The organism is Nitrincola nitratireducens, from assembly GCF_000585235.1.
Classification (GTDB): Bacteria; Pseudomonadota; Gammaproteobacteria; order Pseudomonadales; family Balneatricaceae; genus Nitrincola; species Nitrincola alkalisediminis.
In genome coordinates this window covers 51,184-74,340 of the sequence record NZ_AONB01000021.1, presented here as the reverse complement: position 1 = coordinate 74,340, position 23,157 = coordinate 51,184, and the positions used below count along the sequence as shown (strand labels likewise).

The following is a 23,157-nucleotide window of genomic DNA, read 5'->3' as shown; positions in this document are numbered from 1 at the left end:
TGATGGCCTCAACATATTCAGTTGCACTGGAAAAAGTGGCGGAACGGGGTGATATTGCCAAATACCGACTAGCCAATGGCTTGAAAATCATTCTCGCACCCGATGCTTCAGGAGATGCCGTTTTCTTCAATTTGATCTATCAAGTCGGCTCCTTAGATGATCCAGAGGGCAAAAGTGGCACCGCTCACTTGCTCGAACATCTGATGTTCAGGGGCACCGAGCAGCGCTCAGGCGAAGCACTCACGCAAGAACTGTCCCAGCGCGGCATACAATTCAATGCGACGACAAGTTATGACCGCACACGCTACTCGGCGATGTTAGACTCGGACTCGGAAAAACTAGATTTTTTGCTCGCCTTAGAAGCTGAGCGTATGACCCAATTGCAGTTTCAGCAAGAGATTCTGGATGCTGAGCGCGAAGTCGTATTTAGAGAAATGGAACTGGCGCTAGATCAACCCGTTGCTGCATTGAGTCAAGCCATAATGTCCGCAGCCTCTCCACATCATGGCGGGTGTTCCGCATGGTCGCCTGTACAAAACACTCGTCGAATCAGGTACAGCTCACGGAGTCATGGGACTGCAGCTTAGCTTTCGTCACGCAGGCTATTATATCTTTAGCGCTCCAATTGTATCGGGGCACTCCGCTGATGAGTCTCTTAAACAAATGACTCAAGCGCTTGAGAACTTAGCAGAAAACCCTTTACAAGCCGACGAGTTAGAGCGTTTTCAAGCCACGGTTGCCGCACAACAATGGCAATTACTTCAAAATCCAGGACTTCTGGCTGACGTTCTGTCTGAATCGGCCGCATTAGGAAACTGGCAACTCATTTTAGATCGTTTCGAGCACTTTGCTGATCTCACCTTGGCCGATGTTCAACAACAGGCTGAAACACTACTCAATGCCAATCAACGTTTTACTGGACAGTTATTAGCAACCCCTATCTCTGATCGACTGACGGATGCTTCTGGGGTGAGTTCGGCTCAGATAACAACCCTTAAACCAACAGACGATAAGTCTGCCTTAATGAATAGCCCAGCTACAGCCGTACCTGAATTTGACCTGCTTGCCTTTAATCAGCAGGTTGAAATGATTGAAGCCTCTCTAGAGCGCTATGAACTCAGCAATGGCCTGCAAATCATATTACGTGCCCAGCCCGGTTCAGGTAAACCCGTTCAAGGAAGGATGACATTTCGCTTCGGTGATGCAGACACGCTGAATCATAAAAGAGCACTGGCCGAATTAACCGGTACGTTAATCATCAGAGGGACTGAAACAAAAAGCTTTCAAGAATTGGTGGATCAGGTTAACCGCATGGGAGCGGGGTTATTTATTCAGCCGTCCACGGGCACGGTTTCTGTTCGTCTTGAAACCCCTCCAAAACATCTTGAGACTTTACTGACACTAGTACAGGAGGTACTCAAACAGCCCGCGCTTACGCAAGAGGATTTTGATGTAGTTAAACGTCAACAGCAACAAGCACTTCGCCAGACTAATCAGCAACCTGCTCAAGTCGCAAACCGTGCATACCTGCGTCAGGTTGAGCGCCATCCAGAAGGTCATCTATTGCGCCATCGTGATCATAACGAGCTGCTAGCAGAGCTGGAACCATTGACCTTAGACGATGTTAAAACCTTCCACCGTCAATTTTACGGAACCAATCACGGTCAACTCGCTTTATCTGGAGATTTTGACCCCGAAACAATCAAGCCTCTACTTCAACAGCTGTTTGGACAGTGGAACAGCCCAGCTCCCTTCACTCGCGAGGAGCAGTTGCATGAGCCCTTTCCAGAAGCACGCTTACATGCTCATGCCAACGCATTATTGACCGGACACTATTTAACCTATTTACACTTTCCTGCAAACAATGCAGATGAAGATGCAGCGGCTCTGTTGTTGGCTGAACGTGTACTGGGCCGTCATCCTATCCAGTCACGTTTAAGCAAACGATTTCGCCAAGATAAAGGGCTAACCTATGGTATTCGAACGTCGATTAAAATTGCCAATTTAGGAACAGACAGTTGGATTAATATAGAATCGAGCTACCCGATGACGCAAGGTGAAAAGTTTGCTGACTTAGTAAAAGATGAAGTGTCAAAGTTGATCGAATTTGGCATTACAGAAGAGGAGCTATTACAGGCGAAACAGGCAATTTTTCAAGAGCGACAATTAGCACTTGGCCAAGACCAAATCATCTTAGCGCATCTACCCAATCAAACCTATCGAGGACACACCTATCTCGACTGGATCAAGCGCAATAATGACTTTGCGACTGTCACTCTAGATCAAGTGAATGCGGCAATACGTAAACATTTAGCCAGTGCGATATGGATTGAAGTGCTGGCTGACAGAGCAGGCAGTAAAGACTAGTACGTTGACAAACGGTTGGAGCCCTTACACATCACTCTGCTCCAACCAACGCTGTGCCAACATATGTCCTTGCTTGGCCGCGAGCGTATAATACTGTTTGGCTTTTACACCATCCGGCTGAAAATAATGCTCGAAGCCCTGCTCAAATACCCGACCCATCTGATACTGGGCTTTCATATCCCCTAAATCAGCGGCGCGCTGCAGGTAAATGGCGCCCTGAATACGGTTACTGACGCCCTCTCCTCGAAAATGCAGCAAATGCCCGTAAACGGATAAGGCACGGCGGTTGCCATGATCGGCCGCGTAACGGAATAACTTCATCACACCTTGGTGTTGGGCTTTGCCACTGCGGGCAAAGGGTGAGCGAAACAACGCATACGCAATCCAAAACACCACAGGGGCGAGCAACGTGCCAATAAAACGCATTCGGTGTTCCGCCCCTCTATTCTGTCAGGTCTTCAGGTTAATATTCACCACTCAATCGACGACGTCCCAACAGGGTCAACACCAATAAGAGGAATGTCGTACTAAAAATGGCCACAACGCTCATCGCCATCCCAAGGCCGGGTGACCCCTGCTCAAATTGACCAAAAACAAAGGTTGATACCGTCGTCAAGCCTGCTGGGGCAACCATGAGCGAAGCAACTAGCTCCCTTGACGCAATCGCAAACACCAGAAGCATCGCCACAATCAGTGCCGGAGACAAGGCGGGTAGCAACACTCGAATGAACATTTGTACAAACCCAGCCCCACAGACGCGCGCGGCGGCTTCGAGATTTTCACTCATTTGCCGGAAGCTTGCACTAGCATACCGCACCGGATACGGCAGTAGCAAACAGGTGTAGGCCAGCAACAGCATAGAACTGGTGTTGTACACCTGAATCGGCCAATGGGTTTGATTCCACGCGAGAATTAAACCCACAGCCACCACAATCCCCGGCATGGCATTGGGCAATAACGATAAAAAATCCAAAAGCTTATGGCCTTTAACTTGTGCTCGCACCACTAAATAGCCAATCAATGCACCCAGAATACCTGTTAACAGCGCCGCCCCTGTCGCCAAGCCTAGACTGGTCGACAAAGCCTGCAACGCACCGGCACGATTATTAAAAAGTGCCTCAAAATGCCGCAGTGATAGATTGCTCCAACTCAACCCACCCGATAAGGTTGAAGATAACGCCGTTGCTAAAACCGCAAGAATCGGAACCGCTACCGAAATAAACGCAACCAACATAAACAGCATAAACACCGGCCATTTCAAACGGCCCAGTTCGATCTGTTCAATCGCAGACGGCTTACCCGTCACCGAAATATACGAACGACGCGTGACTAACCAATGCTGAAAATAAAAGGCTGCCATCGCCAGTATCACCAACAATAATGACAAGACCGACGCACCAGGAATATCCAAAGGCCAGTCGGAAAAACGCTCATGAATGCCCGTCACTAACACAAAGTAGCCAGATTGAGCACCCAATGTCGCGGGGGTTCCAAACTCTTCAATCGTTAAAACAAATACCAACAATAAACTCGCCGCCATACCGGGGATCGATAAGGGCAAGCTAATTCGAAAGAATGACCGCCATGGCCCGGCACCACAGACGCGTCCTACCGACGCATAACGCCCACCGACAGCATTAATGTTCTTGAAATGGCAAAATACACCACAGGAAACACATTCAGCACCATAACGAATGCAATCCCCCAGAAGGAGAATAAAAATGCATCGGCATTAAACCCGAGGAGTTGTTGCAAGTAGCCTCGGTTTTGTAAGGACATCATCCAAGCTAAAGCAGCAATGTAAGGTGGTATCAGGAAAGGCACCAGAAACACCACATCCCAAATAGCAGCACCTGGCACTTTCGCCAGTGCTCTTAAAGCACCCAGTGGAATCGCGAGCAAAGCACTGCCCAGCACAACCGCCAAACCAAGCTTAAGAGTATTGCCGAGCAAATGCGCGAGCTCAGGATCTTTCAGTGTCGGAATAAACACCGAAAAAGGCTGAGCCCAACTGCCCCGGCTTACGTCTGGAAGATCGCCTGCAATACAATGTAGAGTAAAGGCAGTCCAACCAAAAGCAGGAGGATGCCAGCCGTTGCTAGCATCACACCTTGCATCGTATAAGCCGATAATCTCATTAGTTTGACTGACCAAAAATCGCTCTGAAAGACTGCAGTATGTCTTCGCGACGCGCTTCGTATTGCGCTTCATCATACTGAATCAGATTCAGCTCGGAGAGCGTTGGACGCAATGCTGGAATATCGGTTCTCGCTGGCATTAAGTAACTTTGCGCTACACGCTCTTGACCGGCATCGGACAAAACGAAATCAATAAAGGCTTTCGCTTGATCAGGCGACTTTGTCGATTTGAAAATCATCATCGGTCTTGGCGCAATCACCGTGCCACTTTCAGGAAACACCACTTCAATCGCCTCACCATCGGCTTGCTGACCTAAAGCAATGTAATCCACGGCACCAAACACCACTGACTTGGCACCCTGCAACACAGGATTCAGCGCACGTGCATTCGGTCCTGGCACAATCATGTTGTTGTCTTTCAGCTGTTGCATTAATGACCAGGTTGCATCCTCGCCCTGTGAAGCCAGCAAGCCTGTAATCAACTGAAAAGCCGCCCCAGACTGAGCAGGGTCCGGCATGGTGACTTCATTGTTGTAAGCAGCTGAGCCAAGTCTGACCAGTCTTTTGGCATCGCCACTTGACTGTTTTTATTCCACACCATCGCGAGGGCCGACACGCCTTGGGCAACATAATGCGTGTCTTTTAAATACTCGGGGACCTGTGTTGCATTCGGTGACACATGCTCCAACAAATCGCCGCGCGCTTTTAAGTCAACGGCAGAGTCCCAAGACGCTGAAATCAAAATATCGGCAATGGGATTGGCCTGTTCAGCTTCTAAACGGGCCATCACCTGCCCTGTCGTCCCTTGAAACACATTCACCGCAATTCCAGACTGGGCCGTGAAATCCTGCGCAAGATGGTTAATTAAGCTTTCGGGGCCAGCGGAGTAAACCGTTAAGATTTGTGCTTGGGCACTGGCAGCCAAGGTGATTGATAAAACAGCAGACGCCAAAAGTTGTTTTGTGTTCACAGTGAAGCCTCACGTTTTAAATGTAGGTATGATCGGATACAGAACGCAGTTCGATGACACGGTTATTCGAATCCCACGCCCGAATCTGGCGCAGATCAATATGAAGATAGCCTTGAGACGCAGGAGGGTCTTGCGTCAGCATCTGCAGGCGTACACCGCTCGGGGACAGCACTAGGGTGATACTGTAGAACTCACCTTGATACACCGAGGCAAACACCTCGACCGGATAAGCCGAGGGTATCGACGACACCTGTAATGCGGATCGCGGTAGCATAATTTGCACTTGAGTCTGCTCTTCTGCATCAGGCAAAGACAAAGGCAAGGGTGGTAAAGAAGAGTCCAGCCAAAGCCCTTTAGCATCGACGGTTGCACTCATCAAAGTCCCAGCGTCTAGAAACTTAGCGACATCGGGCGTGGCCGGTTGACGATACAGCTCTTGAGCCGGTGCAATCTGTTCAATGACCCCCTTGTGTAAGACCGCAACCTGATCCGCCATGGCATAGGCTTCGTGTTGATCGTGCGTGACAAACACTGCGGTTAAGTGCAGGGATTTAATCAGACGGCGAATCTCAACGGCGAGAGACTCTCGCAACCCCTTATCCAGATTCGACAAGGGCTCGTCCATCAACAACAAACGCGGTTCACTAACGATCGCTCTCGCTAAGGCCACTCGCTGTTGTTGACCGCCCGATAAAGTACCAGGGGATCGACTGGCAAAGGCTTGCAGACCCACAGTATTTAAAGCCCATTCAACTTTTTTCTGACGTTCAGATTTAGCGATGCCCTGCATCGTCAAAGGAAAGGCGACATTTTCAGCCACAGTCATGTGCGGCCATAAGGCATAATCCTGAAACACCATGCCCAACCGCCGTGCTTCGGGTGGCAGGCAGCCGCGTGGACCTGACACTTCTTCGCCAGAGATCAGAATACGGCCTTCAGATGGCTCTATAAGCCCTGCGATACAACGCAGCAAGGTGGTTTTTCCACAGCCAGATGGACCGAGTAACGCTAACACTTGCCCAGCAGGTAACGTCAGGTTGACTGAGGCTAAGGCCTCAACGCCGGCAAAGCGTTTTACGACGCCCTTTATGTCTAAAGCCGGTTGCGTTGTATGTTGTGTCAATGCATTCACAGGAAAGCCACCCTAAAAAACAATCCAAAGAGGCTAATCCCTTTTTATTGCGTTTCGGTGACGTATAGATGACAAATACATGACGGAGACTAATGAACCATCGATCCGCAATCGTTTAGATCCGCTTATTCGGCGGTCAATTGAAAGTATCCATTCAGCGCTTTTTTGGACTCGGACTTTGCCATCGCGGCCATCTCGGCCAACTCATCCTCGGTGATCCGACTCATGCCCTTGAGCCACACCACTCCGATAGAGATAGAGGCTAGGGGCATCTTTTGCTCCTTTCCTTTTCGATTTTTGCCCAGATGATAGCCCTGCTCTAAAATGCTCGGGTTGTAGATATGTTTGATGCTTTCAAAAAAGTCCCTTCTAAGCCTTTGACACACAGACTCAATCTGCGGATTTCTCGACATCACCACAAAATCATCCCCCCAATATGACCTACAAAATCGGCCGCACCGGTAAAGGTACTTTTCAATAACACGCTTAATTTTAAAATAACCGTGTCACCCACTTTATACCCCAAATAATCATTCAAAGGCTTAAAATGACTGATATCAACATAGGCAAAATAAAAACTTTCTCCTCGCTCAATACGCTTCTCAACTTCAGTTTTAATCGGCACATTGCCTGGCAATTGCGTTAAGGGGTTCGCATAACGGGCAATTTGAATACGCTGCTGCGTTAGCTGTTTAAGCAAGGAGCGCGTCGTCCCCATTCCCAAGTAATACCCCTGCTCAACAACAATAAAGTGCTGTTTGAGATAGTGGTAATCTTCATCGATCAAGCGCTGGCTGACATCGTCCAACGACATATTAACATCGACAATCAACGAGTCCTTGTTAATAAACTTGATGACGGGATGCTTTTCATACAAGGCACGACCATACTGACTTCCATACAGCTCCAATACACGCCAACGGTGTAAAAGTCCTAAGGGTCGGCCATCATCTACGATTGGCAAGGAAAAAATCGTAGGATTTTTTTGCAATACGTCCCAAGCATGTTTTAAGGACGTCTTAGAGCTTACAGGCTCAATATACTCGGAAAGGTCACGCGCAAACTGCCCATACGTACGCGGCTGAGGCATCTCTTTGGTTTGACACAGTTCTAATGAGGCGTTGGGAATAGCACGAGGTCGTCCAAAGTAAAAACCTTGAATCAGATGAATATTTAACGCTTTTACCACCGCGAGTTCGGCGCTGGTTTCCACGCCTTCGGCAATGATCTCGCACCCAATTCGCTCCGATAAATCAACCAGCGAGCGCACAAACTCGCGCTTCACCAAGTCTTCATGGATATCACGTATAAAATGACGATCAATCTTCACAAAATCGGGTTTTAAATCTGACCAAAGCTTCAAGCCAGAGTACCCTGCGCCAAGATCATCTATGGCAATCAAAAAGCCTTGTTCTCTGAGCCAGGTCACGGCTAATTTTAACTGCACTATATTCGTGATTGGAAAGCGCTCGGACATTTCAATCACAATGCTACTGGCCGAAATGTTGCGCTTTTTTAGACTTAACAGCAGTTTTTTAACGCCAAACCCGGGATGCATTAACATCTCAGGGTTCATGTTAATAAACACTTTGTTGGTTAAAGAGTATTGTTGCCAATGCTCCAACGTTGCATTCAAACAGCACAACTCCAGTTGACTATTCTTTTCACAACGCTCTGCGGTTTCGAACAAAATCGGTGCCGCATGCAAGGGGCTGTCAGAAGGCCCACGGCTTAAGGCTTCGTATCCGAAGACCTCAATTTGCTGTACGTCCACAATCGGTTGAAACAAGGTGCTGATGCGCTTGTTCGTTAAGATGGTCGATAATTCGACACAAAGCTGTTCATTCGTAGGTAGTAGGGGGCAAATCTTAGACATGTCATCATGAACTCTTGTGTCATTATCGGTGTATCCTGCGCGCAATTCCGGCTGTTTCATCGACTGACTCTTGTCCTTGAGTCGCTTACTGACTTTAAATCAATACCTTGAATACAAAGCGCATTGTAAGAATATGTAAGTTTTATGACAGCTTGATGACAAACAAGTACTCCCAACAGCCAACAGCGGAATTAAAGACTTTGAGTACTCACACGAATGGTTAGCACGTCATGTAACCAGTATTCCTCATCATACTCAATGGCTTCACCCTTTGCGGTTTGACCCAAACGCGTGATAAACAACCCGGGACACCCCGAGTTCACATCCAAAGCCTCAGCTATAGAGCCAATAAGTGCAATGGGTGTGATGGTGATTTGTTTTCGTTTCAGCTCAATGCCATATTTTTCGTTGAGCATTTTCCATAATGCATCCACTGGCTGCTGATCAAGATGCGGTAAGTAAATAGGGTTTAACCAAATGCGCTCAATAAACACTAAGCGTTCATCAACATAGCGTTTACGTCTCAGTAAATACACATCCGCAACCTCGCCCAATTTTAAGGCTTTGGCAACGTGAACGGGAGCGGGCATCCGCTCAATACCAACCACCTCCGTACGCGGTGTTCGACCTTGATCAGCAACATAACGCGTGAAGCTAATGTCCATCACCGGATCGTATTCCAGACGAGGTGCGGACACAAACCAACCACGGCGATTACTGCGGTATATAGCCCCTTCACTTTCTAGCTGAGCCAGTGCCTGTCTTAATGTCACACGCGTGGTTTCGAAGGTCTCAGCCAATGCGCGTTCAGAAGGCAAACGCGTTCCCGGCTGAAGAGCTCCTCGCGCCATGTGCTCAAGCAATTGATCCCTGAGTTGTAAGTAGAGTGGCTGGTCTGACATGACAGCATCCAAAATTGGCTAGTGTACCCATATTCGCAGAATCTTAACACGCTGCTTACGCATCAACCGTCCACGTCATTAAGTTTTAACGCACCTGTCATCCCTCTGTCATTTTTCATGCAGGATAATGAAGCGACTGAAATAAGGAGTGAGAATATGATGACTCTGGATAAAATCACATCCGTCGATCGGCAACTCTTCTTTTATCTGTATGATTGGGGTAAGCACCGCCCAATTCATCATTTAAGTTTAACCCTATCAAAATGTGGCGATGGCTATTTATATGCGTTCATTGTCCTCGGTGTTTTTTTGTTTGACCGGGTCATTGGCAGTGCGTTTTTACTCTGGGTCGGACTTGCCTTTTTAATTGAGTTGCCTTTGTATTTATTCTTGAAGAATGTCATTCAACGCGAGCGGCCTTATCGTCGCTTCGCAGGGTTACATGCCAGCATTGCCCCGTCAGATCGCTTTAGTTTCCCTTCAGGTCATACCGCCGCTGCATTTATGTTTGCATTCCTGTTAGCTGAGTTTTATCCCGGATTGAGTTTAGTTGCCTTTACCGTGGCTTCATGCATTGGCGTCTCTCGCGTATTGCTGGGTGTCCACTATCCAACCGACATCTTGGCAGGCTGTTGTTTAGGTCTATCCGTCGCGAGTCTTTTATTGGTCTTTAAGAGCAGTTGAGATGAAAATCCTCTATGGCGTGCAAGCCACAGGCAATGGTCATATAACACGTGCACGAGCGATGCTGCCCGCCTTAACACGCGCAGGGATAGAGGTCGACTTTGTATTTAGTGGTCGCCCCTCTCAAGACCTGTTTGATATGGATAGGTTTGGCAATTATCGCTGCTTTTCTGGCTTCACATTCAAGACGGATCAGGGCAAGGTCCAGGCACTGCAAACCCTTATGAATACTCAGCCCCTGCAGTTTTTACGCGATGTTCGTGCACTGGACGTCAGCCACTATGATCTGGTTTTGACAGACTTCGAACCGGTCAGTGCTTGGGCTGCAAAGCGTCAAAAGCGATTGTGCGTTGGATTGGCGCACCAGTATGCCCTCAAGTACAAGGTGCCCGGAACCCAGAGCGCTCCTTGGCTTACACTCAGCCTCAGCGCCTTTGCCCCCGCTACCCATTATCTTGGTATCCATTGGCAGGCATTCAATGCGCCCATCCTTCCTCCTTTAATCAGCCCTCTTCCTTGTGCACCACATGAAGCAGAGCCTAGTATGATCCTCGTGTACTTGCCATTCGAAGACACATCTCAGGTCGTCAGCTGGCTACAGGGCTGTCCTGAACAGTATTTTCGTGTGTATACCCAGGTCGACTACCCTCTTTACTATAAGAATGTGCATTTGGTCCCGCTATCACGAACTCAATTTCCGTTAGATCTTGTTGCCAGCCAGGGGGTCATTTGCAACAGTGGTTTTGGTTTGTGCAGCGAAGCTCTCGTCGCGGGCAAAAAGATCCTTACCAAACCCCTTAAAGGCCAAATTGAGCAAATCTGCAATGCCAAAGCACTGGTCCAAATGCAAAAGGGCACTCTCTTAACTCGATTTGATCCGAATGAACTTTTAGAGTGGCTAAAACAACCCAGTGCAACACCCATGGCCTTTCCTCCCGTCGCGGATGCGATTGCCGCTTGGTTAGCGTCAGGTTGTGAGGAGCCCGTGGCAGGGTTTGTTGAGTCTGTTTGGGATACTTGATTCATCGAAATGACACGCCGTTGTCACGCGCCTTTCATCTAAATCAGGTTAGATCTTTATAGATAATCCCATAGGATCTGCCCGATGATTAGCATAGAAACCTTGATCTCTGAAAAGTATCCCAAGCTTTTAACCAAGCCTAAAATGGTCAAAGGCCCCATTTTGAATATGCTCAGGCACTTATTTCATGAAGAGGAAGTCAATCTCTTCTTAAATAAGCACCAAGCCCTCGGTGCATTTGAGTTTACCGATAAAGTATTGGAACACTTTAATATCAGTTACTTGGTATCGGCACGCGAAAAGGAAAACATTCCAACTCAAGGCCGAGTGATCATCGTCGCCAATCATCCTCTTGGCACTCTAGACGGATTAGTGTTGTTAAAGCTGATCGGTGAAGTACGCAAAGACGTCAAAATTATCGCCAATGATTTACTCTGGCAATTCGAACCCTTACGGCCGTTACTGCTGCCTTTGGACAACCTAAGCAAAAGCGGCTATCGGCAAACCCTGCGTAAAGTGACGGATTGTTTAAAGAAAGAAGAAGCGCTGATTATCTTCCCAGCCGGAGAGGTCTCAAGAGCCAGCGCCACGGGCATTAAAGATGGCCCTTGGCAAAGTGGGTTTGTACATTTCGCTCGCAAAACCAACACCCCTATTCTACCCGTTCATTTAAGCAGCAAAAATTCAGCCCTGTTTTACTCACTGTCCCTAATTTACCGCCCTATTGGCGGTTTAATGCTGGTCAATGAGATGTTTAAAAAACATACCGAGGATATGCCCGTTCGTATTGGGGAGCTGATTCCGCTAGAGCGTTTTGATGGCTCGGATTTACCTCTAAAAACAAAGATTAAGCTGTTAAAGAAGCATGTCTATCGTCTTCCTAAAAACAAAAAGCCGTTATTTGTCACCGAAAAGCCGATTGCCCATCCTGAGGAGCGTCTCGCTTTGCGGCGTGAATTGCGTCAAGCCGAGCGTTTAGGCGTCACTCAAGAAGGCATGCAGATCTTTTTATTCGATTATCGCCCCGATTCGACCGTTCTACGTGAACTGGGTCGTTTACGCGAGCTCACTTTCCGTCGTGTCGGAGAAGGCACTGGCGAGCGCGTTGATGTGGACAGTTTTGACCGGCATTATCAACACCTGATTCTTTGGGATGATGAAGCCTTAGAGTTGGTGGGCGCTTATCGAATTGGTGATGGTAATACACTGATGAAAGAGCTGGGCATTAAAGGCCTCTACTCGTCTACCTTGTTTAGCTACGCTGAGGAGTTTCACTCCACCTTAAACACAACAATTGAGCTAGGTCGCAGCTTTGTGCAGCCCAAATACTGGGGACGACGCAGCTTGGATTATCTCTGGTACGGAATTGGCGCGTATTTACGCTCACGCCCCCACATAACCCATATGATCGGCCCTGTCTCGATTTCAGCGAAGCTCCCACAAACCGCGCGTGACTTGCTCGTCATTTACTATCGGCACTATTTTGGTGAAATCTCACTACTGGCCAGTGCCAATGCCCCCTACCTCGCCTCCGAAGCAGGGCTCCAAGAAGCGCAAAAACTCTTTACCTTCCAAGATGCCAAAGACGACTTCATTGTCTTGAAAGAGCGTTTGGATATGTACGGAGTTACCGTCCCTACGCTGTACAAACAATACACTGAGCTGTGTGAAGATGGCGGTGTACGCTTTCTCGACTTTAGTGTCGACGCGGACTTTGGCTACTGTATTGATGGGCTGGTCTTGGTGGAGATCGATAAGATTAAAGAGAAAAAGCGGCAACGGTATATGGGGTAGAGGAAAGCCAATTGTACACAAGCCTATGTGTGTCGCTTTATTCCTTGATCCATCTCTACCGCATGTGTCGGCTCCAACGAAAAACTCGGCGTTCTACACCAGACCGTCATTAAACTCTCGGCAAGCCATAGTACTAACCTCTGCCCGTTGGTCAGAAGCAGAAATGCTTTAGACTCACGGCTTACATATTGGCAAGCGCTGAGAGACAGGGCAAGACTGCCAATTAATAAAAACTGCCTAGACATTACGACCATTCGATTGACGGTAAAGACCGAACAGATTATCTCCGTTGATATACCAACATACCTTTTCATAGACTGCTGCACTCTAGTAAATACAAATGCAACGCTTGTCAGGATATCGTACGTACGCTACGATTAAGCCTATAGAATGATGGTGACGAATATGAACAATGTGAATCAATCAAAGACTGAACGGATCGATATTCGGGCGAATAGCGCTGTTAAGCAGTTATTACAGGAAGCTGCACGTTCGTGTCATAAGAGTGTTAGTGAGTTCCTGCTGGATGCAGGAGTGACTGCAGCTAATCAAGCGTTGGCAGATCGCCAAAAATTTGTACTCAGTGATGAGCAATGGGCGGCTTTTCAAGATGCACTGGATCGTCCCGCTCAAGCTAAACCGAACATGAAAAAATTGCTTAGCCAGCCAGGGCTACTGGATTAATGGCTCGTTATCAACCCATTCGCAAACTTCAACCGACGGACTCTGTAAATGGATTTGATAGTGGGCAAACAGCTCTAGATCAATTTCTGAAACGATATGCGCTGATCAATCAAAAGGCCAACAGTGCACACACCTATGTGTGTTGCCTCGACGATGCAGTGGTGGGATTCTACAGTTTAACAGTCGGAAGTGTTGATCCAAGCTCCGCCCCAGAGAGAATCATAAAAGGATTAGCTCGACACCCCGTACCCGTCATGGTGTTAGCACGCTTAGCAGTTGATCAACAACACCAAGGAAAAGGTCTAGGTAAGGCTCTATTAAAAGACGCATTGCTGCGTACCGCACAAGCTGCTGACATCGCAGGTATTCGATGCCTGCTGGTTCATGCCAAGAATGAGACCGCTCGACAATGGTATGAAGCATGGGATTTCGAAAATAGCCCAACCGATCCATACCACTTATTTCTAATGCTTAAGGATCTCAAAGCATTATTAAAATAAAGCCTTTTCTGGCTCCAACGAAAATACACAGGCAAACTCGGCTTGATCCGCCATAAAACTCTCGGGAAGCCATAGTACTAACCTCTGCCCGTTGGTCAGACGCAGAAAAGCAAGGCCAGATTTGGACTCACTACTTACATATTGGCAAGCGCTGAGGGACTGGGCATATTAAGGGGTGTAAAGTCCAACGGAACGAAAAACGTACGCTAAGATATTTACCCCCCCTTAATTCCTTAATAACCCTAAGACTTCAACGGCGCACTGGGTATGTCACTGCGTCCCACCCATTCCAACTGAATGAGTTCACTGGTCGGCGTGTCTTCAAAGCGCAAACGGCTCAGGCCGGCATACGGCAAGTCGAAGAAAATCGCTTTTTCGAGTGGCTGTTGCAACACTTGGCGGATAATAAAGTTACAGGTGAACAAATGCGCCACAATCAAAACACGCTGACCTTTGTACGCCTCTAAAATACGTGTCCACACTTGCTGTATCCGCAAGTCAAAACGCTGGAAGGTTTCACCATTTTGTGGCGGATAATGCAAAGGGTCTGCCCAGAAAGCCGTGACCTGATCTGGGTATTCATCGATGGCCGGAAAACGGGCTTTTGCTTCGGCCATGGTCAGCCCTTCCCAGTCACCTAGATGCATTTCAGCCAGATCTGACTCCACCGCCACGGGAATGTTATGCTTATCACCTAACCAATGTGCAAACTCACAGCAACGCAGTAAAGGCGACGTTACAATCGCATCCCATTGGTTATATTCACCGACAGCCGCTTGCATTTGAGACCAGCCCAATACACTCAAAGGATGATCAGTGCTACCACGAAACTTGCGACCGCCTTCTGGCTCGCCGTGGCGTATCAAGTCGATCCGCGTTACATTTGCATCCGTTAAACGCATGTTAAATCCTCACAAAAAGGCTTTGCGGACTTTAGCCGAGATCCACTCAGACACTAACACCGTCGCAAAAATTAATATAAATATCATGCTGACTTTGTCCCAAGCCAGGGTATTGATGGCGGCATTGAGCTGCAGACCAATCCCGCCCGCACCGACTAACCCAAGCACGGTTGATTCACGAATATTGATGTCCCAGCGATAGATGCTAATGCCCGCAAAGGCAGGCATTACTTGTGGTAAAACGGCGTAGGCCATGACTTGCAATCGACTTGCACCCGTTGCGGTAATAGCTTCCACGGGAGTTGGGTGGATTTCTTCTATGGCTTCATAGAGGAGTTTTCCGACGAAGCCAATGGAGCGCAACGCAATGGCCAAAATACCCGCTAGCAATCCAGGGCCGAGAATGGTGACCAACAGCATCGCCCAAATTAACGAGTTAATTGAGCGTGAAGACACGATAATCATCAACGCTGCTGAGCGAATCAGCGGATGAGGCGTGGTATTGCGCGCAGCCAAAAAGGCACACGGAAAAGCCATTACGATGCCCAGCAGAGTGCCAAAGGTAGCGATATTAATCGTGTCCCACAGGGGTTGCCAAAGCTTGGGGGTATAGTCCCACTGGGGTGGAACCATCCTAGAGATGAGATCAGCTCCCTGTTTGGGTGCATCTTCAACAAAAACCCAAAGGGTGTTATCCGAAATAATTTTCCAACACAGAATAAATAAAGAAACACCCAGCAACCAAGCCAACCAGCTTAACCATTGCTGCTTGCGGGTTTTAGCGCTCCACTGTGCATTTGCAAGCGATGTCGAATTGTCTAAATAACGGACTGGCATTACTGTACCCACCTGCGGATATAACCCGAGCAATATTCGGTTAACATGACAATCGCAATAATGATAATCAATATTGCTGCGGCCGTACCGTATTCATAGCGACTCAGAGACGTGTTGAGCGTCGCACCTATACCACCAGCCCCGACGATACCGATCACCGCAGACTCCCGAAAATTAATGTCCAAGCGGTACACAGACAAACCGATCAGCCTTGGCATCACTTGAGGTTGCACCGCATAATTCATTAACTGCAACCAACGCGCGCCCGTTGAGCGTATGGCCTCCACTTGGCGCTCATCAATATCCTCGATATCTTCAGCCAACAGCTTCGCCATAAAGCCGACCGTCGCGAAGGCCAGGGTAATCATGCCCGCTAAAGGACCAAAGCCAAACATCACCACAAACAGTATGGCAATAATGATTTCTTGGAAGGTACGTGAGATGGCGATAATGGCACGACAGAACAAGTAGATTGGCAAAGGCGCAATATTACGTGCAGCCCCAACACCCACCGGAATGGCCAATAACACCCCAATGACTGTCGAGGTCAACGTCATGGTCAACGACTCTAACAATCCATTGATAATATCCTGACTACGAGAGGTAAAATCCGGTTGTAAGAAAGCGGACAAGAAGCGCGCAGCCCGGCCCATGCCCTCTGCAACACGCGTCCAATTCACATCAATGCTCAGAAAAGCCAAGCAGAAGTACGCCAGTACAGCCAGAATCAACAGATAGCGATAACGCACATCTCGAATTAATGGCATGGGTCGCCACTGCCCTTGGCGAGCCAAATCGGTTCGGTTCAACAGGGGTTTCATACCATCGCCACCTTAGCGCCCATGCGAATCGGATCCGGCGTTTGCGTTTGAACACTGTCATCGTCTTCCGTGTCAGTTTGCGGGTTCCAGTCTTCTTCACCGTAAATCAGCGTTAGCATATCGGTATCCAACGCCTCGGGCTCACCGTCAAACACAACCTCTCCCGCTTTTAACCCGATTATACGGTCAGCAAACTGCTGAGCTAAATGCACGTCGTGAATGTTGATAATTGCTGACAACTCGCGCTCTGCACACAACTCACGAATCAGACGCATAATTTGGCGTGAGGTTTTCGGATCTAAACTGGCGGTCGGCTCATCCACAAGAAGAATCTGTGGGTTTTGCAACAAGGCCCGTGCAATACCAACGCGCTGGCGCTGTCCACCGGATAAGGCATCGGCACGCTTATCAATAAATGACTCTAAGCCAACGCGCTCCAATAAGCGGAAGGCTTCGGCAATCACATCTTGGGGGTAGCGACGCAAAAAACTGCGCCAAAATCCCGTATAGCCTAAATAGCCAGACAGGACGTTTTCCATGACCGACAAACGATCAATCAACGCGTAATCCTGAAAAATCATTCCCATACGACGACGCGCCGCACGTAACTGGCGAGTATTTAGTTGAGTCAGCTGTGTATCACCCAAAAACACTTGACCTTCGGTCGGCTCAACCAATCGGTTGACACAGCGAATGAGTGTACTTTTGCCCGCTCCAGACGGCCCAATCAAAGCCACAACCTGCCCTTTTGGAATCTGAATATTCACATTCGTCAGGGCTCTATCACCCGTGTTGTAGCGCTTACTTAACGATTGAATGCTTAACATAGCAAACGGCTCCTAAACTATACAAAAAAACAGCCCCTCATAAAGAGGGGCCAAATGAGCGTAAGCTCGAGCCTTAAATCAGTTGCAGTTGTAGGTGACATCCATCGCTGCATCGATAGTGCGCACCACTTCCCAATGTTCTTTATAGGTAATTGGAATGAATTGAGCTTCACCCGAGTTTGTAAATTCAGCTTCTAAGGGTGAACCCGCCCACTCATAGCTAAAGAACGCCTCTTTCACTTTTTCGGCTAATTCAGGCTTCAGGTTATACACATAACCGTAACCCGTGGTTGGGAAGGTTTGTGAGGTGTAAATAGTGGTATAGTCAGCCTCAGACACGACATTTCTAGACACCATACGCTTCAACACTGAGTTCGCAATTGCCGCCGCATCGTAGTCTTTATTCACAACCCCTAAAATGGAGTTGTCATGACTGCCGGAAAAAGACGGCGTAAAGTCAACTTCAGCCTCTAAACCAAACTCGGCAGACAAGAGTGCTGAAGGCGCTTTATACCCAGAGTTGGAGGTTGGCGCAGTAAAGGCTAAGCTTCGACCTTTGATGTCTTCAACCTTCGCAATCCCCGAATCTGGACGGGTGATAATCTCCATTTCGTACCCAAAGCTGCCATCGTCCCGCGCCATCATTGTGAAGGGTACAAATCCCGCACAGTTAACCGCCAACGGATTTGAGCCTGTGTTGAAGCCTGCGACATGAAGGCGTCCAGCACGCATGGCTTCTAACTGAGCCGCATTCGACTGCACTGGGAAAAACTGCACACGCTTACCGGTCACTTTTTCCATGTGCTTTAAGAAATCGTCCCACACTTGAGCATACACAGCGGGGTCTTCAACCGGTGTATAGGCGAAAATCAGTACATTAGGATCAATCCAATCCTTCGGGTCGGTTGGTGCATCCGCCACCATGTCGCCGTTCGCATCCGTGAAACGAGGTGCCAAATCACTGGCCTGTAGGGTTGCACTGGAGATCGCTAAACCTAAAAGAACAGGCAGCGTCGCGAATTTCTGAATGTTAGAAACGAGGTTCATTGGTGTTTTACCCTTAGTTTTAAACTTAGGTCAAAACTCTAAAGTGACTTCATTTCATCCCGGTGACGATTTCATGACAATCCAATGACACATTGTTTACTCATCTTTTTTACCCTTTGTAAGAAAACTGTCACATAGGTTTCATACCATAGAATGTAACTTATTCTCAGGAACGCCTTGCCATGACGGGTAGCCCTTTTCACTCTCAGATTCGTCAAGAATATGATCGCTTTTTATTAGCACAAGAGCAGCGCTTTCCCGTTGAGAATCGGCTAAAAATTGACCTGCATTGTCATGATTTAAATAGCGATGTTCCTGATGAGCTCTGGGGGCGTTTGCTTAAGCTACCCGAGACCTGGTTACCGTCACATAAGCTACTGGAACGATTGAATGATGCTGGGGCGGATTTAATGACCGTTACCAATCATAACAATGCTCGCTCCTGCTGGACGTTGATGGACAAGGGTCTGGATATTCTCTCAGGCGCTGAATTTACCTGCCACTTTCCCGATGACAGTTTAAGCATTCATGTCTTGGCCTATGGCTTTTCGCCCGCTCAAGAAGTCAGGCTGAACAAACTACGATTCAATATTTTTCAGTTCCAAGCCTATGCACTTGAGCAAGATATTCCCACGGTTTTACCCCATCCCTTATTCTTTTATACCGCCAAAAAGAAGCCAAACATCGAATTACTGGAAAAGTTCGCCCTCTTGTTCGAGCGTTTTGAAGTACTCAACGGTCAACGCGGTTATTGGCAAAACCATCTAACCCAACGCTGGGTCGCCAGTTTAACAGACGAAAAAATCACAGAACTGGCGCATAAGCATAAAATCAATCCAGCCGATTTTTGTGCTCACCCCTTTAACAAATGCATGACGGGTGGCTCCGATGACCATAACGGCATTTTTGCAGGAGAATGTGGCACGTTCCTACACGTGGATAACTTGGCTGAACGGCGCATAAGCACGCCCTTATCGCAACTGGCACTAGAGGCCCTACGCAAGGGGTATACCGCTCCCTATGGTGAGCCAGGTGAAGAGGAACGCCTAACCACGGCCTTTCTGGACTATTTCGCGCAGGTAACGCTCAACATGGAAGACCCCGGCTTATTGCGTTTAATGCTGCATAAAGGCCGTTTACAAGACAAGGTAATGTGTTTGGCCGTGAGCAATGCGATGCAGGAATTGCAACGCCATAAATACACCTTGGGCTTTTTAAAAACCTTTCATCAGCCTTGCACGGCCAATCACCGGCCCTCTGGAAAAGCTTAGGAGTTAGCAAAGCCTTTAAGCCCACGTTAAAGATTATCAAAGACATTGCCAAGGCTCGCCAACAACAGCCTAAGCACTTTACGGCAACCCTACGCCAGACGCTTCCCGCCTTGTATCGGGAAGTGACTCAAGTCTTTTTTGACCGCTTAGAACACGAAATTCTATCCTTGCCTAAGAAGACCCTCAAACGTATCAATGCCCAGACCCTCATTGAGCATTTTGAGCTGCCTACCTCGTTTAGAAGCCTGTTTAACAACAGCTACGCTAAGCATCCACGCATGACGGATCTTAACATATTTGGCTTGCTGGATCAGGTGACCTTCCCTGCACTGGCAACTCTGGTCATCGGCGGGGCCTCCTTTGCGGGCAGTCAGGTGCTCTACGCCAACCGTGATTTTTTAAATGATCTGGCCGAGGATTTACAAGAAGGCCAACACTCGAAGCGCGTGCTTTGGTTAACCGATAGCTTTTCCGATGCCAATGGTGTGTCTTCAGTACTGCAGTCGACCCTTGCTCATGTGCAAGCGCATGAACTGCCGATTGATATGCTGATCTGCCATCCCACTCAGGAGGCACAGGCTCACCTGCATGTTCTAAAACCAATGAAGTCCTTTAGTATTCCATCACTGAGTGAACAGACGCTCTATATCCCGGACATGCTGGAGGTGCAAACACTGTTTGAAGTGGGTGGCTATGATCGAATTATCTGCTCCACCGAGTTGGTGATGGGACTCATCGCCTTGTATCTGAAGAAAGCCTTTTCGGTGCCCACCTACTTCTACATGCATACCGACTGGAATGAATTCTTTAAACGAAGTGCTGCATTGGATGCACAGTCCAGCGACCGCCTGCGACGTTTGTTACGCTTTTTTTATCAACAGTATGATGGCTTGTTTGTCCTCAATTCTGACCACAAAGCTTGGTTAGCCTCTGACGCAATGGATTTTCCAATTGAACGTCTCTATAGCACTCAGCATTGGATAGATGCGCGTTATGTCGAAGCGGGTGTTCAACGTGGTGCTAAACCGCCAGGTAAAACGCTGCTATTTGCTGGACGCATCAGCCGTGAAAAAGGGGTATTGGATTTACCCGGTATTTTTGCTGCCATCAAAACGCTTCACCCAGATGCACAACTGCTCATCGCAGGCAAAGGCCCTGCATTGAAAAAACTGCAAAAGCGTATGCCGGATGCCTGCTATTTAGGCTGGGTAGAAAAAGACAAACTCGCCTCATTGTACCTGCAAGCCGATCTGCTCCTGCTGCCCTCACGTTTTGACACCTTTGGCTGTGTAGTCTTAGAAGCCATGGCCACAGGTCTTCCCGTCGTGGCATACAATGTCAAAGGCCCTAAAGACATTATTCAGCATGGCATTAACTCCTTTACCGCTGAAAACGCAACAGAAATGGCACAGATCGTTTGCCAATACTTACACTGGGAACCGCAAGCACGTCAAACCCTCCAAAAGGGCGCACAACGGCGGGAAACTGACTATCGGGCAAGCGATATCATGTCCCAATTGTTAAGCGATATTGGATTGTAAAAAATCCTTTACCCGTCTCGCTCGCTTTTAGTTTATTCTAGCCTGCTCTTTTTCGCTAAAAGGAGCGGCGGTTATGTCCGCATCAACACCTGTTCAGCATTCGACGCGAAACACCTTGTTATCCAGCCTAGTGCTGACCCTGACACTGGTGTCGGACGCCTTACTCTATTTGCTGTTACCCCTGTACTTCGAGTCGTTTGGCTTAACCCTGTTATGGGTAGGACTCCTGTTATCCTTAAATCGTTTCATTCGACTGCTGATCAATCCATGGCTCGTCAGTTATTTTCAGATCATGGGTGCGCGTAAGGCGTTATTGCAGGCGATTGCCTTAGCCACGATAGCAAGCCTATGCTTTGTGCTCATGGCCAGCCCTTGGATTTTGTTGGCTTCACGTGTGCTCTGGGGCTGTGCCTTTGCCTTAATGCGTTTGGCGTGTTTGCATTATGCGACGGAAGAGCGATCCCTTAGCCTTAAAAACTTAGGCTGGTTTACCAGCTTTCAAGAAATCGGGCCGCTGCTGGTCATGCTACTCTCGCCTTGGCTACTGACCTTTTTAACCCTGAGTCAGGTGCTAATGTTCGGTACGCTCCTGTGTGTGCTCGCCATTCTTCCGGCCTTGGGACTGCCTAACCCGCAACGCCAAAGCCAAGCAAAGGCAACGGCATCTTGGCCCAAACCGGCTCCCCTGCACCAGCTCACCTTTTTATTGTGTTTATTGTTTGACGGTGTCTGGGTCATCATTCTAGCGCCACAATTGGTCAATATGGGCTATTCAACCCACATTGCCTTATCCACGGTCGCCTTTATTTTCGCGGCAAAGCGTATTTTTAGCATGGTGATTGGACTCATCTCCGTGCGTTTCGCCCTCTTCGCCAATACCTATGGTTGGTTAGTGTTTACGGTCGGATGCTTGTTGGTATCGGGGCTGTTGATGCCAACGGCTTGGATTCTCTTTGCCAGCGTACTGGCAGCCACGGGACATGCGCTTCTCATGATTTTAATGCCGAAGCTGTTAGCGGATATCAGTGAGCAAGAAAATGAACGTCAGCTTTCATTAAGTGCTTTCACCTTCTGGCGTGATTTTTCCGTTGCGATTGGGGCTTTATTTGCAGCGATTTTGATTGAGCAGGACTTGATCACTGAGTTCTATTGGGGCTCAACCCTGATCACGATGCTCCTAAGCGTATGGATTTTTAAGAACCGAAAGACGCGATCCGCCTAGAATCGCTATCGGAAGACCGCTTTCCCAAGTCTCTTAAAGATCAGCGTAAGTGAGTACTTACTCGTGCCCGAGATACTCGTTGATCAATCGTACTAGAAAACCGTGGAAGAAATTTTCGATATCTTCAATGTCACGGTCTAGCAAGGAAAAATAGCGAGCCGCTTGCTCACGCGTCAGGATCTTTGAGGCGATGGAATACTGGATCTCGTCCTCCGACTTGTCATGTCGAGGCACCAAGCGCCATTGTATGACACCTGTATCAAAAAACGCGATTTCCTGTTCAGCATGTTGGCAAAACGCCTGTACATGAAGCGCTCCATCAGGGCCTAGGCAACCCGCCTCAACACGGCAGGTAAAGGTGATTTTTTTGTGCGGAGGCAAGGGTAAGGTAATGCTCATTGTTCAATCTCTGACCATTAAACATGGTGTCAGTTATTATTGTTCTGATCGGAATCTTGTAACTCAATGCATTTAACCAGAGATACCCTGTGTTTCCAAGCGCTATTATCGCTCTCCATGTTACACTCTAAACACTCAAACTTAGCCATGATTCACTCAACAGACTTCAGCCGCCTATTGCTTCAACGGAGTTAATTGTTACGTCACGAGGCAATTTTTCAC

The 23,157-nt window shown here is 48.2% G+C and carries 23 protein-coding genes and 1 pseudogene; 10 read left to right on the top strand and 14 right to left on the bottom strand.

The window, feature by feature from the left end:
- The first annotated feature begins 2 nt into the window (after positions 1 to 2).
- Complete coding sequence (locus D791_RS19245) at positions 3 to 587, top strand: M16 family metallopeptidase (RefSeq protein WP_051514606.1); 585 nt, start codon at positions 3 to 5, stop codon at positions 585 to 587.
- The gene (locus D791_RS15470) at positions 505 to 2,367 is read left to right on the top strand and encodes an insulinase family protein (protein ID WP_081763908.1); all 1,863 of its coding nucleotides are present in this window, start codon (positions 505 to 507) and stop codon (positions 2,365 to 2,367) included. Before D791_RS19245 ends, D791_RS15470 begins: the two co-directional genes overlap by 83 nt.
- Before the next feature lie 24 nt (positions 2,368 to 2,391).
- On the opposite strand, the gene D791_RS15465 is transcribed toward D791_RS15470, so the two are convergent.
- The 8 genes and pseudogenes from D791_RS15465 to D791_RS15440 form a co-directional block, all read right to left on the bottom strand.
- Complete coding sequence (locus D791_RS15465; RefSeq protein ID WP_051514604.1) at positions 2,392 to 2,793, bottom strand: tetratricopeptide repeat protein; 402 nt, start codon at positions 2,791 to 2,793, stop codon at positions 2,392 to 2,394.
- A 37-nt stretch (positions 2,794 to 2,830) separates the two neighbouring features.
- Positions 2,831 to 3,934 carry an ABC transporter permease gene (locus D791_RS15460; RefSeq protein ID WP_237748681.1) on the bottom strand — a complete coding sequence of 368 codons (1,104 nt, stop codon included), beginning with the start codon at positions 3,932 to 3,934 and terminating at the stop codon, positions 2,831 to 2,833.
- A 41-nt stretch (positions 3,935 to 3,975) separates the two neighbouring features.
- A complete protein-coding gene (locus D791_RS21170; protein ID WP_237748678.1) occupies positions 3,976 to 4,521 on the bottom strand; it encodes an ABC transporter permease family protein in 546 nt (181 codons plus the stop codon).
- Positions 4,505 to 5,343 (bottom strand): annotated as a pseudogene (locus D791_RS21905) (extracellular solute-binding protein); the annotation flags it as partial. The pseudogene D791_RS21905 and the gene D791_RS21170, both read right to left, overlap by 17 nt.
- Positions 5,344 to 5,491: 148 nt before the next feature.
- Entirely contained in the window at positions 5,492 to 6,607 is a 1,116-nt protein-coding gene (locus tag D791_RS15450) for an ABC transporter ATP-binding protein (RefSeq protein ID WP_237748677.1), read from the bottom strand.
- A gap of 125 nt (positions 6,608 to 6,732) precedes the next feature.
- A complete protein-coding gene (locus tag D791_RS20090) occupies positions 6,733 to 6,879 on the bottom strand; it encodes a hypothetical protein (protein WP_157682403.1) in 147 nt (48 codons plus the stop codon).
- Positions 6,880 to 7,019: 140 nt separating this feature from the next.
- Positions 7,020 to 8,543 carry an EAL domain-containing protein gene (locus tag D791_RS15445; RefSeq protein ID WP_081763906.1) on the bottom strand — a complete coding sequence of 508 codons (1,524 nt, stop codon included), beginning with the start codon at positions 8,541 to 8,543 and terminating at the stop codon, positions 7,020 to 7,022.
- A 131-nt stretch (positions 8,544 to 8,674) separates the two neighbouring features.
- Positions 8,675 to 9,385, bottom strand: coding sequence for a UTRA domain-containing protein (locus D791_RS15440; protein WP_036513518.1), 711 nt, complete (start codon positions 9,383 to 9,385; stop codon positions 8,675 to 8,677).
- A gap of 156 nt (positions 9,386 to 9,541) precedes the next feature.
- Here D791_RS15440 and D791_RS15435 point away from each other — a divergent pair, with 156 nt between their 5' ends.
- The 5 genes from D791_RS15435 (at position 9,542) to D791_RS15415 (ending at position 14,068) form a co-directional block, all read left to right on the top strand.
- Positions 9,542 to 10,069 carry a phosphatase PAP2 family protein gene (locus tag D791_RS15435; RefSeq protein WP_051514603.1) on the top strand — a complete coding sequence of 176 codons (528 nt, stop codon included), beginning with the start codon at positions 9,542 to 9,544 and terminating at the stop codon, positions 10,067 to 10,069.
- 1 nt (position 10,070) lies between these two features.
- Positions 10,071 to 11,090 carry a glycosyltransferase family protein gene (locus D791_RS15430; RefSeq protein WP_036513515.1) on the top strand — a complete coding sequence of 340 codons (1,020 nt, stop codon included), beginning with the start codon at positions 10,071 to 10,073 and terminating at the stop codon, positions 11,088 to 11,090.
- A gap of 84 nt (positions 11,091 to 11,174) precedes the next feature.
- Positions 11,175 to 12,884: a bifunctional ornithine lipid synthase OlsF gene (gene olsF / locus D791_RS15425; RefSeq protein WP_036513512.1), complete on the top strand. Its 1,710-nt coding sequence runs from the start codon at positions 11,175 to 11,177 to the stop codon at positions 12,882 to 12,884.
- Between the two features lie 405 nt (positions 12,885 to 13,289).
- Positions 13,290 to 13,568 carry a type II toxin-antitoxin system TacA family antitoxin gene (locus tag D791_RS15420; RefSeq protein ID WP_036513569.1) on the top strand — a complete coding sequence of 93 codons (279 nt, stop codon included), beginning with the start codon at positions 13,290 to 13,292 and terminating at the stop codon, positions 13,566 to 13,568.
- The gene (locus D791_RS15415) at positions 13,568 to 14,068 is read left to right on the top strand and encodes a GNAT family N-acetyltransferase (RefSeq protein ID WP_036513510.1); all 501 of its coding nucleotides are present in this window, start codon (positions 13,568 to 13,570) and stop codon (positions 14,066 to 14,068) included. Before D791_RS15420 ends, D791_RS15415 begins: the two co-directional genes overlap by 1 nt.
- A 242-nt stretch (positions 14,069 to 14,310) precedes the next feature.
- Here the strand turns inward: D791_RS15415 and D791_RS15410 are convergent, their stop codons facing one another.
- From D791_RS15410 to phnD, 5 genes are all read right to left on the bottom strand, one after another.
- A complete protein-coding gene (locus D791_RS15410) occupies positions 14,311 to 14,970 on the bottom strand; it encodes a histidine phosphatase family protein (protein ID WP_036513508.1) in 660 nt (219 codons plus the stop codon).
- A gap of 9 nt (positions 14,971 to 14,979) precedes the next feature.
- Positions 14,980 to 15,807: a phosphonate ABC transporter, permease protein PhnE gene (phnE, locus tag D791_RS15405; protein WP_036513506.1), complete on the bottom strand. Its 828-nt coding sequence runs from the start codon at positions 15,805 to 15,807 to the stop codon at positions 14,980 to 14,982.
- Positions 15,807 to 16,628, bottom strand: a complete 822-nt coding sequence (gene phnE / locus D791_RS15400) for a phosphonate ABC transporter, permease protein PhnE (protein WP_036513505.1) — start codon at positions 16,626 to 16,628, stop codon at positions 15,807 to 15,809. Before phnE (D791_RS15400) ends, phnE (D791_RS15405) begins: the two co-directional genes overlap by 1 nt.
- A complete protein-coding gene (gene phnC, locus D791_RS15395) occupies positions 16,625 to 17,455 on the bottom strand; it encodes a phosphonate ABC transporter ATP-binding protein (RefSeq protein WP_036513503.1) in 831 nt (276 codons plus the stop codon). Before phnC ends, phnE (D791_RS15400) begins: the two co-directional genes overlap by 4 nt.
- Positions 17,456 to 17,533: 78 nt before the next feature.
- Positions 17,534 to 18,502 (bottom strand): phosphate/phosphite/phosphonate ABC transporter substrate-binding protein, encoded by a 969-nt coding sequence (gene phnD / locus D791_RS15390; RefSeq protein ID WP_036513501.1) that lies wholly within the window; start codon positions 18,500 to 18,502, stop codon positions 17,534 to 17,536.
- A gap of 182 nt (positions 18,503 to 18,684) precedes the next feature.
- Here phnD and D791_RS19795 point away from each other — a divergent pair, with 182 nt between their 5' ends.
- The 3 genes from D791_RS19795 to D791_RS15380 all read left to right on the top strand — a co-directional run bounded on the left by D791_RS19795 (position 18,685) and on the right by D791_RS15380 (position 22,536).
- Positions 18,685 to 19,773: a PHP domain-containing protein gene (locus D791_RS19795; RefSeq protein ID WP_081763905.1), complete on the top strand. Its 1,089-nt coding sequence runs from the start codon at positions 18,685 to 18,687 to the stop codon at positions 19,771 to 19,773.
- Positions 19,737 to 21,314, top strand: a complete 1,578-nt coding sequence (locus D791_RS19790) for a glycosyltransferase (RefSeq protein ID WP_081763904.1) — start codon at positions 19,737 to 19,739, stop codon at positions 21,312 to 21,314. Before D791_RS19795 ends, D791_RS19790 begins: the two co-directional genes overlap by 37 nt.
- Before the next feature lie 73 nt (positions 21,315 to 21,387).
- Complete coding sequence (locus D791_RS15380; RefSeq protein ID WP_036513499.1) at positions 21,388 to 22,536, top strand: MFS transporter; 1,149 nt, start codon at positions 21,388 to 21,390, stop codon at positions 22,534 to 22,536.
- 57 nt (positions 22,537 to 22,593) lie between these two features.
- Here the strand turns inward: D791_RS15380 and D791_RS15375 are convergent, their stop codons facing one another.
- Positions 22,594 to 22,935, bottom strand: coding sequence for a hypothetical protein (locus D791_RS15375; protein ID WP_036513497.1), 342 nt, complete (start codon positions 22,933 to 22,935; stop codon positions 22,594 to 22,596).
- Positions 22,936 to 23,157 lie beyond the last annotated feature (222 nt).